Here is a 13,406-nt window from a genome sequence, read left to right on the forward strand (position 1 = left end):
TGCATGACCAGCCAGGTAATGATTTACAGCGGCAAGTTTTACTTCAAATGAATGTTTCATAAACTGCACCTTCAGATGTCAGATTATGTCCAACATTTGGGGTGCAGTTCATTAACGCGTCTTATCAGGCCTACCGCTCGTAACATTTGTCCAGGGCGGATAAGGCGTTTACGCCGCATCCGCCAGTGCAAGCCGATTAATGCAACTTCAAACGTGGACGGATAACGCGGTTAATACTCCCCACCAGCATCATTAATCCGGTTTTAAAGTAACCATGCAGCGCAATCTGATGCATTCTGTATAGCGAGATGTACACAAAGCGCGCAATTCGTCCTTCAATCATCATTGAGCCGCGCGTCAGGTTACCCATCAGGCTACCGACGGTGGAGAAGTTCGACAGCGATACCAGCGAACCGTGATCTTTATACTGATAATTTTTCAGCGGCTTACCGTTCATCTGCGCCAGAATGTTGTTCATTGCGCAGGTTGCCATCTGGTGTGCGGCCTGCGCACGCGGCGGAACAAAGCCCCCTTCCGGACGCGGGCATGACGCGCAGTCGCCAATAGCGTATATGTCTGGATCGCGGGTGGTTTGCAGCGTCGGTTCCACCACCAGCTGGTTGATACGGTTGGTTTCAAGACCACCGATATCTTTCAGGAAGTCTGGCGCTTTGATCCCGGCTGCCCACACCATCAGATCAGCCTCAATATATTCGCCATCTTTAGTGTGCAGGCCGCCTTCATCAGCACTGGTGACCATGGTTTGCGTCAGCACGCGAACGCCAAGTTTCGTTAACTCACTATGGGCCGCAGCAGAGATACGTGGCGGCAATGCAGGCAAAATACGTTCGCCCGCTTCTACCAGCGTTACGTTCAGGGCTTCGTTGGTCAGACCTTTATAACCGTAACTGTGCAGTTGCTTGACCGCGTTGTGCAATTCAGCGGAGAGTTCTACACCCGTCGCGCCGCCGCCGACAATCGCAATGTTCACTTTGCCATTCGCGCCCAGGTTGGCGGAGTATTTCAGGAACAGATTCAGCATCTCCTGGTGGAAGCGACGCGCCTGGTGCGGGTTATCGAGGAAAATGCAGTTCTCTTTGACACCTGGCGTATTGAAATCGTTGGAGGTGCTACCCAGCGCCATTACCAGGGTGTCATAGGCGATTTTACGTTCTGGAACCAGCAATTCACCTTTTTCGTCGCGCAGTTCTGCAATAGTGATTGTTTTCGCTTCACGATCAATATCAATGACGGAACCCAGCTGGAACTGGAAACCATGATTACGCGCATGGGCCAGATAGCTCAACGCATCGACGCCTTCATCAAGCGAGCCAGTCGCCACTTCGTGCAGCAGCGGTTTCCACAGGTGGCTGTGGTTACGATCGACCAGCGTGATTTTGGCTTTTTTCTTGCGTCCCAGCTTATGCCCCAGCTGTGTTGCCATTTCCAGCCCACCAGCACCGCCGCCGACAATCACAATTTTTTTCAATGGCGTAGTCAACGTGACCCCCTTAAATTTATTAACCAATTGTTAATTAATGGTTATTAACATAGCTCTTAATTAACAACAGGTTACAGCAATGAAAATGTTCTTAGCTATTGAGAATAACATGAATGGTGCATTGGTCATACCAAAATTGATGTTAATCAAGTTTTGTTGCTGAAAAGATAGGCGACTTTACCGGGTGAGATCAAAAAACAGAGTTTATTGTTTATTATTTGAGCGAGTTTGTGAGAGTGATATAGCGTGAGGGGTGTATGGAGGACGTTTGGTAGGCCTGATAAAATGCGCATCAGGTACCGGCAAGGTTACCTGATGCGACGAGGGCATTTACCCGAGGGTTTTGAACGCTTTAATGCGCTGTAAATGCGGGGAGATATTCTTGAATTTGTGCGTCTGCTCTTCGTCCCAGACAATCTCGTAATAATGATGCAACTCTTCAGATGTCCGCTGGCTGTTAAGCGCTTCATCATTACGCGACAAAATCACCAGGCAACGATCGCGATTCTTCTCACGGAAGTTGGTCACACACTTAGTGGCAATATCGGCATACTCTTCCGGGCGATCAATCTTGCCTTCCATGTTCTCATAAGGGAACAAATTAGGGTTGAAGATCACCTGGCGGATGTCGCAAAGAAAACCAATCCGTTCCGCCCAGTATCCGCCCAGACCAACGCCGCAAATCAGCGGACGCTCGTCGACGTTCAGCTGCAACATTTTGTCCACTTCTTTAAGCAGATGCTGCATATCATGTTTCGGATGCCGCGTACTGTAGCTTATCAAGCGTACATCCGGGTCAATAAACTGCAATTGTAAGACTTTCTCGTGGTTACCCGGACTGTTAGAGTCAAAACCGTGTAAATAGATAATCATCGCTTCCTCACATAAGCCAGGGTTAGTGACCTGCTTTCTCTTCCTGCCAGCGTTCATGTAACTGATTCAGACGGGCGCTGATCGCTTTCCAGCGAGCCGAGTCCATCAGTTCCTGTCGCGAAAATGAACCTTTATGATACAAACGTGTAACACGTTCTGCCTTGATCGGTGACAGATTATCTAACACGCTGACGGCCCCTTTACGATTATTGCAGACCAGGATCATATCGCAACCCGCGTCCAGTGATGCCTGCCCGCGTTCGGCATAACTGCCCATAATTGCGGCACCTTCCATCGATAAATCGTCAGAGAAAATCACGCCATCAAAACCCAGTTCCTGACGCAAAACGGTTTTCAGCCAGTAGGGAGAACCGCTCGCCGGACGCGGATCGACATCACTGTAGATCACATGCGCAGGCATAATGGCGTCGAGTTTATTCTCGCGGATTAAGGAACTGAAGACCGACATATCTTTAGCGCGAATCTCCGCTTGCGGACGTGGGTCACACGGTGTTTCTTTGTGTGAGTCTGCCGTTACTGCACCGTGTCCTGGGAAGTGTTTCCCGGTAGTTTTCATTCCGGCTTCATGCATACCATCAATAAACCGGCTGGCAATTGCCAGGGCTTTTTCGGGATCGGCATGATAAGAACGCTCGCCAATCGCCGCGCTGATATGCCCGACGTCCAGCACTGGCGCAAAGCTGATATCAATATCCATAGCAATCATTTCGCTGGCCATCAACCAACCTGCCTCTTGCGCCAGTTTTCCGCCTTCTTCCATTCCCAACAGCGCAGCGAATGATTGTGCCGCTGGCAAGCGGGTAAAACCTTCACGAAAACGCTGCACGCGTCCACCTTCCTGATCTACCGCCACCACCAGATGATTGCGCGAAGCTGCGCGGATCTGTCGCACCAGTTCACGTAACTGGGCAGGATCATGATAGTTACGCGTAAAGAGAATCAGCCCTCCCACCAGCGGATGCGCCAGTATTTCACGCTCTTCCGCGTCCAGTTCGTAACCTTCGACATCCAACATTACTGGACCCACACTGCTCTCCTTATTGTTTTATTAATAGCTGCCGCCAGGTGTCATCGGCCAGCCTGATAAATTGTTGATCGCCGGTTTGTCGCCAGCGGTACTCAAACCACCCTGCTTTGAGCATCAGCAGCCAGGGAAACCATCGCCTGACCTGACGCCATAATTGCGCCGGATAAATCTTCGCGCGAGTGGCATAGTCATTGACCAATTGCCGGTGCTGGTCAGTATTTTCCACCCACACCGCCGCCAGTTCCAGCGCGATATCACCATCTCCGGCATACTCCCAGTCGATGAGTTTTAACCCTGACGCGCTATGCACTAAATTTCCGGCGTGGACATCCATATGCAATGGACTTAAGCGTAAAGGCCGTGGTTCCCGCTCTTTGCGCAGACGTTTTAACATTCGCAGCCAACCCACTGTCCGCCGAGCCGGATCGCTTTGCTGCCAGTACAGTTCCAGTAACGGCAACAGCGTTATTCGCCAGCCAAAACGCGGTTGTTGATGTAGATAATACAGCAAGCCTGCCAGTTCGTTGGTATCCGGCAAATACGTTTTTACCTCGCCGGGCTGGTAGTCGACCACCATCCAGTCACGGAGATATAAATGCGGCTTCGGTGCAATGCATGCGGGTAGTTGTGATAAAGCCCGATACTGGCGCAAGAACGCGAACCGCGGCGCATCAGGATCGTGCGGCTGACGCACAACAAAACGCTGGCCCTGATGTTCAATGAGAAAACTCCCGCCACTAAGCCCACTATTAAACGTCGTGACGGGATGAAATTGCGGGAAAAAGCGCGACAGCAATTCGTCGCGCGTGATGGGATTATTGCTGCGAAACGGCACCTTTACCTGACCAGATAATTTCACCCGTCTGCACCAGCATCAGCTGCATTTGTAGGGTCGGAGCGTTAACGTTGCCAGAGGCGCTGGAGTACAGCACGTAATGAGCGCCGACATTGCGGGCAATGCCTATGGCTTTACTACGGGTGCCTAAACTGTCCTGCGGCGACAAACCTAACTGTTGCTTTGCCATCGACAGCTGCTGGGCGGAAACCAGGGTAAATTTACCGTTATTAGCCAGCGCATTTCGCAGCGTTTCGGTCGCTTCTGCGGCATTCAGCGAACCGTTAGTACGGTTGTTAACGCTATCAACCAGCAGGACGCTACCCGCAGTCACGCCGTCAGCCCCAAGCATCTTACTGACCATCGGCTGCATTGCGCCATTCCAGTCATAATGGCGAATATGCGGCGCAGGCGGTGCAGTTTGATCTTCGTGCTCAATTGGGCCTGGCTGCTGCGGTATCGTCGGCACCGATGGCACTGTGGGGACAGGCTGTTGCGGCTCGGCTGGTTGTTCCGGCGCTGGTTTCACTTCTTCTACCGGCGCAGGTTCACGTTGCCCCACACACCCGGCGAGAAACATCGCCAGCGCGGTAATCAAGGCGTAGCGACTCATTTTGGTCATCAAGATTCACCCCTTACAAATATAGATAAAGTCTGACTTTGTGCGCCCCCAGAAAATTGGCGCTGCCGTACAGCGTTACCGCCGAATGTGCGGGAATGGTAACGCTGCGTGGCCTTTCCAGAGGATGCATCTCCAGCCCTCTGGCGTCATACCAGTAAAAACGATAATGAACGGTAACGGGTTCTTGCCTTTCGTTATAAAGCGTTGAGGATGCTGAAGGTTGAATATCAGACGTCGAAAGGACGGGCTTTTCTGCACTGATGCCCGCAGCCAATAAAGATGACTCCATCACCAGCGATTGCTCATCATTCACCGGAATTTCCGGATGTGAACGACAGCCCACCAGCAGTAACAACGCCAGAGACACCAGCCCAAAGCATCCTTTTCTCATCGTTACAGACCTTTATGCGCCAGCATTGGTCCCAGCGGACGGCCACCCAACAAGTGCATATGGATGTGGTAAACCTCTTGTCCGCCGTGGCGGTTGGTGTTCATGATCAGACGATAGCCATCTTCGGCAATACCTTCTTGCTCAGCAATTTTTGCCGCTACGGTGATCATGCGTCCCAGCGCCTGCTCATGCTCAGCAGACACGTCGTTCACAGTCGGAATGAGGATATTCGGAATGATCAGAATATGCGTTGGCGCTTGCGGCGAAATATCGCGAAACGCCGTTACCAGATCATCCTGGTAGACGATATCGGAGGGGATCTCACGACGAATAATTTTGCTGAATATAGTTTCTTCTGCCACGACATTTTCCTTTTTCAAATAGCCATGCGTTGCGCCATGCTACGCCGCGCCACACTGCGAGTATAGAGTATGGTCGAGTTAAACCTGCTCTTTCAACCTTAACTCACGATTTCTTAAGCAAAAAATCGTTTTGCTGCCGTATATATCGCCATTATTCCCATTTCTGCCTGCGAATGCGCTGAAAAGACATTCTCTGTTTGGTTTACACGTCAAATATGAATGCGTATATTTCTCATTTGCATTTACATGCAAAATTATTCGCACACTAAATATAACCGCTCATCACCCTCCTCCGGCATGAGCCTGACGACAACATAAACCTAGAGATTTCAAATGCTTTCAACACAATTTAACAGGGATAATCAATATCAAGCCATCACCAAACCGTCACTCCTTGCCGGTTGCATTGTACTGGCACTATTACCTTCTGCCGCTTTTGCTGCACCAGCCACTGAAGAAACGGTGATTGTTGAGGGTTCAGCCACAGCTCCAGATGATGGCGAAAATGATTACAGCGTAACGTCTACCTCTGCAGGTACCAAAATGCAGATGACTCAACGTGATATTCCTCAGTCGGTCACTATTGTTAGCCAGCAGCGGATGGAAGATCAGCAGTTGCAAACGCTGGGCGAAGTGATGGAAAACACGCTGGGGATCAGCAAAAGTCAGGCGGATTCCGATCGTGCTCTTTATTATTCCCGCGGATTCCAGATCGATAACTATATGGTTGATGGTATCCCCACCTATTTTGAATCGCGCTGGAATCTGGGCGACGCACTTTCTGATATGGCACTGTTTGAACGCGTAGAAGTAGTGCGTGGCGCGACAGGACTCATGACCGGGACGGGTAATCCATCTGCGGCAATTAATATGGTTCGAAAACACGCGACCAGTCGTGAATTTAAAGGCGATGTCTCGGCGGAATACGGTAGCTGGAACAAAGAACGGTATGTGGCGGATTTACAAAGCCCACTCACCGAAGATGGTAAAATCCGCGCGCGAATTGTCGGTGGCTACCAGAATAACGACTCATGGCTGGACCGCTACAACAGTGAAAAGACCTTCTTCTCCGGCATTGTCGATGCTGATTTAGGCGATCTTACGACGCTTTCAGCCGGTTACGAATATCAGCGCATTGATGTTAATAGCCCAACCTGGGGCGGTTTACCGCGCTGGAATACTGATGGCAGCAGCAACAGTTACGATCGCGCACGCAGTACCGCACCTGACTGGGCGTATAACGATAAAGAGATCAACAAGGTCTTTATGACCCTCAAGCAGCGGTTTGCTGATACCTGGCAAGCGACACTGAATGCCACCCACTCCGAAGTCGAATTTGACAGCAAAATGATGTATGTCGATGCCTATGTAAACAAAGCGGATGGTATGCTGGTTGGGCCATACAGTAATTATGGACCTGGCTTTGATTATGTCGGCGGCACCGGTTGGAACAGCGGCAAACGTAAAGTTGATGCGCTGGATTTGTTCGCTGACGGTAGTTATGAATTGTTTGGTCGTCAGCACAATCTAATGTTTGGTGGCAGTTACAGCAAACAAAACAATCGTTACTTCAGTTCATGGGCCAACATCTTCCCGGATGAAATGGGCAGTTTCTACAACTTTAATGGCAATTTCCCACAAACCGACTGGTCACCACAGAGTCTGGCGCAGGACGATACCACACATATGAAATCGTTATATGCTGCCACTCGAGTCACCCTTGCCGATCCGCTGCATCTGATCCTCGGCGCACGTTATACCAACTGGCGGGTTGATACGCTGACTTACAGCATGGAGAAAAACCACACCACGCCTTATGCTGGTTTGGTATTTGACATCAATGACAACTGGTCGACCTACGCCAGCTATACCTCTATTTTCCAGCCGCAAAATGATCGTGACAGTTCAGGCAAATATCTGGCTCCAATCATCGGTAACAACTACGAGCTGGGTCTGAAATCGGACTGGATGAATAGCCGTCTGACCACCACGTTAGCCATCTTCCGTATTGAGCAGGATAATGTCGCTCAGTCCACCGGTACACCTATCCCCGGCAGCAACGGCGAAACCGCCTATAAAGCGGTGGATGGGACAGTCAGTAAAGGTGTGGAATTTGAACTCAACGGCGCAATTACCGACAACTGGCAGCTGACGTTTGGCGCAACGCGCTATATTGCAGAAGATAACGAAGGAAACGCCGTTAATCCTAATCTGCCACGCACCACGGTTAAAATGTTCACCCGCTATCGGTTGCCTGTCATGCCAGAGTTGACGGTCGGCGGTGGTGTTAACTGGCAAAATCGCGTGTATACCGACACCGTGACACCGTATGGCACCTTCCGCGCCGAGCAAGGTAGCTACGCGCTGGTGGATCTCTTCACCCGCTACCAGGTGACGAAAAACTTCTCGTTACAGGGGAACGTCAATAACCTGTTCGACAAAACCTATGATACCAACGTGGAAGGTTCTATCGTCTACGGCGCACCGCGTAATTTCAGCATTACCGGCACGTATCAATTCTGAATAACACCTGTAAAAAAGGCAGCCATCCGGCTGCCTTAGTCTCCCCAACGTCTTACGGATTAGTGGTTACGGATGTACTCATCCATCTCGGTTTTCAGGTTATCGGATTTAGTACCGAAAATCGCCTGAACACCAGAACCAGCAACCACTACGCCCGCTGCGCCCAGTTTCTTCAGGCCAGCCTGATCCACTTTAGACACATCAGCAACGCTGACGCGCAGACGGGTAATACATGCGTCGAGGTTAGTAATGTTTTCTTTACCACCAAATGCAGCAACCAGAGCCGGTGCCATTTCGCTGGTACCTGTCGCTTTTGCATCTTCAGTCGCATCTTCACGACCCGGCGTTTTCAGATCCAGTGCTTTAATCAGCACGCGGAAGATGGTGTAGTAAACAATTGCATAACCGATACCGACGATCGGGAACAGCCACAGTTTGCTGCTGTTACCAGACAGAACAATGAAGTCGATCAGACCGTGCGAGAACGACGTACCGTCACGCATCCCCAGAAGAATACAGATTGGGAATGCCAGGCCTGCCAGAATCGCGTGGATGATGTACAGGATCGGCGCAACGAACATGAAGGAGAACTCGATCGGCTCGGTGATACCGGTCAGGAACGAGGTCAGCGCCGCGGAGATCATAATACCGCCCACTTTCGCGCGGTTTTCTGGTTTAGCAGAGTGCCAGATAGCAATTGCGGCAGCTGGCAGACCGTACATTTTGAACAGGAAGCCACCAGACAGTTTACCCGCAGTCGGGTCACCCGCCATATAACGCGGAATGTCGCCGTGGAAAACCTGACCTGCTGCGTTGGTGTATTCACCAATTTGCATCTGGAAAGGTACGTTCCAGATGTGGTGCAGACCAAACGGTACCAGGCAACGTTCGATGAAACCGTAAATGCCAAACGCAACTACCGGGTTCTGGTAAGCAGCCCACTGAGAGAAGGTCTGGATTGCAGAACCAATCGGCGGCCAAATGAAGGACAGCACAACGCCAGTAAAGATGGCAGCCAGGCCAGAAATGATCGGCACAAAGCGTTTACCGGCAAAGAAGCCAAGATACTCAGGCAGCTTAATACGGTAGAAACGGTTAAACATATACGCTGCAATCGCACCGGAGATAATCCCTCCGAGTACGCCAGTATCCGCCAGGTGTTTAGAGGCGATTTCTTCAGCAGGTAAATGCAGTACCAGTGGCGCAACCACGGCCATGGTTTTAACCATGATGCCATAGGCAACAACTGCGGCCAGCGCGGATACGCCATCGTTATTGGTAAAGCCGAGGGCGACACCGATCGCAAAAATCAGTGGCATGTTTGCAAAGACGGAACCGCCTGCTTCTGCCATAACATGCGATACAACGGCGGGCAGCCAGCTGAAATTCGCGGAACCGACGCCCAGCAGAATACCTGCGATAGGCAGTACGGATACCGGCAGCATCAGCGATTTACCGACCTTTTGCAGGTTAGCAAATGCATTCTTAAACATAATTGAGAGTGCTCCTGAGTATGGGTGCTTTTTTACGTTCTCACGCGTGGCAAGGGGGGAGAGCCTCGCCGTGTACAGGGCATCTAAGCGCCCTTTATTTATTACACAGAGTAAAATAATTCAGTGCCAATTTGTTTGACGGCTATCACGTTTCAACTTCAGATCATTGGAGAAGTTGCACATTTTGACAAAACATATGTCACAATATTTCAAACGTGGTTATTCACCGCCCAATTTTAGGCGGTGAACTTTACTCGTTTTAGCCATTAATTACGAGCTTTAAAAAAACTCATTCAACGGATGGATTGAAGGCGGGAAGCGTCGATGTGAAACAGACGGGCGAAGTTATCGGTGGTTACCTGCGCCAGTTCTTCAACGGCAACACCTTTCAACACAGCCATGTATTCTGCAACGTCACGAACCATCGCAGGTTGATTCTCTTTTCCTCGATGCGGCACCGGCGCAAGGTAAGGTGAGTCAGTTTCCACCAGTAACCGATCCAGGGGGACATAACGCGCGGCATCGCGCAGTTGCTCCGCATTACGGAAGGTCACAATGCCGGAAAAGGAGATGTAAAATCCGAGATCCAGTAATTTACCCGCCGTTTCTCTGTCCTCTGTAAAACAGTGTAGTACGCCACCGCAATCCGTCACTTTTTCTTCGCGCAGAATTGCCAGCGTATCGGCGCGGGCGTCACGGGTATGGACGATAACCGGCTTGTTCAGTTCACGACCAATCTGGATATGATGAATGAAGGACTCTTGCTGACGTACTTTAGTTTCCGGCGTGTAATAATAATCCAACCCGGTTTCACCCAGCGCAACAACGCCCACTTCTGCCGCCAGACGGCGTAAATCTTCTACATCGTAGGGATCATTCTGGTTGAGTGGATGCACGCCACAAGAAAATACGACGTTGTCACGTTCGCCTACCAGATCCCGCATATGTAAATAACCCGGTAATGTTGTGGCGACTGCCAGACAAAATTTCACATCGCGTGCGGCGGCTTTCGCCAGAACGTCATCCACGTCCTTATGCAAAGATTCATAATCCAGACCATCGAGATGGCAGTGTGAGTCGACTAAAAACATGATGTCTCTCTTAAAGATGAGGAACCGGTAGCACAACGCCCGGTTGCAGGTAATGCTCAATACGCAGTAAAAGATCGGTGATGAGAAGCTCGCGGTTGATGCTTGTGACAGACATTAACTGTTCACGAATGTGGCAAACATCCCCCAGTATAGCCTGCAGGCGCGAGGGAGAAAGATGGTTTGCCAGTTCGACGACCAGCCCCGGCACATCAACATTGGTCACCTGCGCAGCGCCATAATGGCGTTTTAGCGCATCCATCAGCAACGTTGCCAGCCAGTGTAAACGCGCCGGAGCTTGTTCATGATTAAGGGCCGCTAGCAGCGAATACCAGTCGCCCGATTGCACGCTATATGCCAGCGCCTGACACAATGTTTCACGAGCCTGCCAGTTATCTCCCTGAAACAACGCCAGTGCCGCCCCAGGCGAACCGGCGCTTAAGCGCAATGCGGCAAGTAGTGCATCCTGTGACATAGTCACTTCGCGTGAAAGCCAGGTCACGGCGTACTGTTCCGGCGGCGGCGCAAGGTAATGCAACCGACAACGACTACGCAATGTTGCCAGTAAACGTTCTGGCTCGCGGGTAGCAAGGAAAAACCACGTTTCTGCTGGTGGCTCTTCAAGCGTTTTCAGCAATGCGTTAGCCGCGGCGTCAGTCAGTAAGGCAGCATCGGTTACCCAGACAACTTTCGCACCACCTAAGCGTGCGTGCTCATTTAACTTTTCGGTGACTTCACGTACCGCATCAATGCCCAGCGCATTTTTCCCTTTTTCGGGAGCCAGGGTGTAATAATCGGGATGCGTGCCAGCCTGCATCAACTGACATCCACGACAGTGACCGCAACTTTTGTGGCCCTGCGGTTGTTGGCAGAGTAAATAACGGCTCAGGGCGTAGATTAAAGCATCATCGCCCATGCCCGGTAACGCCTGAATGAGTAGCGCATGGTGACCTCTTCCGGCCTGATAGCTGGCTACCAGTTTTTCGAAATCAGGTCGTAACCATGGATACCATCTCATGCGTCCAACTCCTTCACCCAGTTGGTCACGGTAGTGCGGATTGCATCCATCACGGCCTCCAGCGGCTGGGTGGCATCAATGGTATGAATGCTTTTATCTTGTGCTGCCAGTTCCAGATAGCGGGCGCGGGTGCGATTAAAGAAATCGAAAGATTCTTGCTCAATACGATCCAGCTCGCCGCGCGCACGCGCGCGTTTTAAGCCAACCTCCGGGGTAACATCGAGATAGAGCGTTAAGTCGGGGCGAAAATCCCCGAGAACAGCATCACGCAGTGTTGCCAGCATATGTTGGTCAATACCACGTCCTCCACCCTGATAGGCTTGAGTGGAGAGATCGTGGCGATCGCCAATCACCCAGGTGCCGTTAGCCAGCGCAGGTTTGATGACCGTTTCTACCAGTTGAACACGCGCGGCATAAAACATCAGAACTTCGGCTTTATCGGTAATGACTTCATCGCCTACCGATTTGATATCCAGCACCAGGCTTCTTAACTTTTCGGCAAGTTGCGTACCGCCAGGTTCCCGAGTGAAAACCATGTCGCGGATACCCAGTTGCTCGAGCGTCTCAACCACCACGTTACGCGCGGTAGTTTTGCCTGCGCCTTCCAGCCCCTCAATGACGATATACTTACTGCGCATTTTTTTCCTTAAGCACTTTCAGATAATCCTGCACAGACTTGTTATGACTGGCAAGATTGGTATTAAACGTGTGACCACCTTTACCATCGGCCACAAAATAGAGATACGGCGTTTTTGCCGGATGCGCAGCAGCCTTCAGCGAATCCGCCCCCGGCGTAGCTATTGCACCTGGCGGCAAACCGGTAATGGTATAGGTGTTATACGCTGTCGGCGTTTCCAGGTCTGCACGAGAAAGTTTGCCATTATAACGCTCTCCCATCCCGTAAATCACGGTCGGGTCGGTCTGCAGGCGCATACCAATGCGTAACCGGTTGATAAATACCGAGGCAACCTGATCGCGTTCACTGGCAACGGCGGTTTCTTTTTCGATAATTGATGCCATCGTCACCAGCTGGTTTTTATCTTTATAGGGCAGACCGTCCGCACGCCCTTCCCAGGCGCTATCGACCGCTTTCACCATTTTCTTGTGCGCTCGCTTGAGTAACGCGACATCGGTGGTATTGGCGGTATACATCCAGGTGTCTGGCCAGAACCAACCTTCAATCCACTCTGGGTTTTCCAGTTCAAGTGCCTGCGCTACGGTGGCGTACTTATCGTCGCTCAGCGTATGCTTGATATACGGGGCCTCACGCAATTGCTTGAGGTAATCGCTCAAACGCATCCCTTCTACCAGTCGCAGAGGGAACTGTGCTTCTTTACCGCTTTCCAGCAATTTCAGCATCTCACGTACGGTCATCTGCGGTGTAAAGCGGTAAGTCCCGGCTTTAAAGTGAGAAAGATCCGGTTCGATACGCAGCAGCCATTGGAAAACCCGTGGGCGATTGATGATCTTATCGGCATAAAGCTGTTCACCGAGCGCCAGACGTCCGGTCCCTGGCTTTAGGGTAAATATCGTCTCTTCTTTGATAAGCAATTTGCTGTCGGCAAGATGGCGAACCTTCCAGACGCCCACACCAGCGGCGATACCCAGTACCACCAGCAATAACAAGATAATCAATAACACTTTTTTCATGA

The 13,406-nt window shown here is 51.0% G+C and carries 13 protein-coding genes; 1 reads left to right on the top strand and 12 read right to left on the bottom strand.

The window, feature by feature from the left end; all coding sequences use genetic code 11:
- Positions 1–196: 196 nt before the first annotated feature.
- From ndh to hinT, 7 genes are all read right to left on the bottom strand, one after another.
- Positions 197–1,501 carry an NADH-quinone dehydrogenase gene (gene ndh / locus ACJHYR_RS21715; protein ID WP_001295966.1) on the bottom strand — a complete coding sequence of 435 codons (1,305 nt, stop codon included), beginning with the start codon at positions 1,499–1,501 and terminating at the stop codon, positions 197–199.
- Positions 1,502–1,831: 330 nt separating this feature from the next.
- Positions 1,832–2,374, bottom strand: coding sequence for an alpha/beta hydrolase YcfP (ycfP, locus tag ACJHYR_RS21720; protein ID WP_000587933.1), 543 nt, complete (start codon positions 2,372–2,374; stop codon positions 1,832–1,834).
- Between the two features lie 22 nt (positions 2,375–2,396).
- Positions 2,397–3,422, bottom strand: a complete 1,026-nt coding sequence (gene nagZ, locus ACJHYR_RS21725) for a beta-N-acetylhexosaminidase (RefSeq protein ID WP_000529284.1) — start codon at positions 3,420–3,422, stop codon at positions 2,397–2,399.
- Positions 3,423–3,432: 10 nt separating this feature from the next.
- Positions 3,433–4,257: a thiamine kinase gene (thiK, locus tag ACJHYR_RS21730; RefSeq protein ID WP_001116589.1), complete on the bottom strand. Its 825-nt coding sequence runs from the start codon at positions 4,255–4,257 to the stop codon at positions 3,433–3,435.
- Entirely contained in the window at positions 4,238–4,879 is a 642-nt protein-coding gene (gene lpoB / locus ACJHYR_RS21735) for a penicillin-binding protein activator LpoB (protein ID WP_000164439.1), read from the bottom strand. Before lpoB ends, thiK begins: the two co-directional genes overlap by 20 nt.
- A gap of 13 nt (positions 4,880–4,892) precedes the next feature.
- A complete protein-coding gene (locus ACJHYR_RS21740) occupies positions 4,893–5,270 on the bottom strand; it encodes a YcfL family protein (RefSeq protein ID WP_001225281.1) in 378 nt (125 codons plus the stop codon).
- 2 nt (positions 5,271–5,272) lie between these two features.
- Positions 5,273–5,632: a purine nucleoside phosphoramidase gene (gene hinT / locus ACJHYR_RS21745; protein ID WP_000807125.1), complete on the bottom strand. Its 360-nt coding sequence runs from the start codon at positions 5,630–5,632 to the stop codon at positions 5,273–5,275.
- 333 nt (positions 5,633–5,965) lie between these two features.
- On the opposite strand from hinT, the gene fhuE reads away from it, so the two are divergent.
- The gene (fhuE, locus tag ACJHYR_RS21750) at positions 5,966–8,155 is read left to right on the top strand and encodes a ferric-rhodotorulic acid/ferric-coprogen receptor FhuE (protein ID WP_000953475.1); all 2,190 of its coding nucleotides are present in this window, start codon (positions 5,966–5,968) and stop codon (positions 8,153–8,155) included.
- Positions 8,156–8,214: 59 nt separating this feature from the next.
- Here fhuE and ptsG read toward each other — a convergent pair whose 3' ends face one another.
- The 5 genes from ptsG to yceG all read right to left on the bottom strand — a co-directional run bounded on the left by ptsG (position 8,215) and on the right by yceG (position 13,404).
- Positions 8,215–9,648, bottom strand: coding sequence for a PTS glucose transporter subunit IIBC (ptsG, locus tag ACJHYR_RS21755; protein WP_000475719.1), 1,434 nt, complete (start codon positions 9,646–9,648; stop codon positions 8,215–8,217).
- Positions 9,649–9,941: 293 nt separating this feature from the next.
- On the bottom strand, positions 9,942–10,739 hold the full coding sequence (locus ACJHYR_RS21760; protein WP_000480254.1) for a metal-dependent hydrolase: 798 nt from the start codon (positions 10,737–10,739) through the stop codon (positions 9,942–9,944).
- Between the two features lie 10 nt (positions 10,740–10,749).
- On the bottom strand, positions 10,750–11,754 hold the full coding sequence (gene holB, locus ACJHYR_RS21765; RefSeq protein WP_001267925.1) for a DNA polymerase III subunit delta': 1,005 nt from the start codon (positions 11,752–11,754) through the stop codon (positions 10,750–10,752).
- Positions 11,751–12,392, bottom strand: a complete 642-nt coding sequence (tmk, locus tag ACJHYR_RS21770; RefSeq protein ID WP_001257002.1) for a dTMP kinase — start codon at positions 12,390–12,392, stop codon at positions 11,751–11,753. Before tmk ends, holB begins: the two co-directional genes overlap by 4 nt.
- Entirely contained in the window at positions 12,382–13,404 is a 1,023-nt protein-coding gene (gene yceG / locus ACJHYR_RS21775; protein ID WP_000756838.1) for a cell division protein YceG, read from the bottom strand. Before yceG ends, tmk begins: the two co-directional genes overlap by 11 nt.
- Positions 13,405–13,406: the final 2 nt, after the last annotated feature.

Origin of the sequence: Escherichia sp. WS1450, assembly GCF_046487395.1 — a bacterium.
Classification (GTDB): Bacteria; Pseudomonadota; Gammaproteobacteria; order Enterobacterales; family Enterobacteriaceae; genus Escherichia; species Escherichia coli.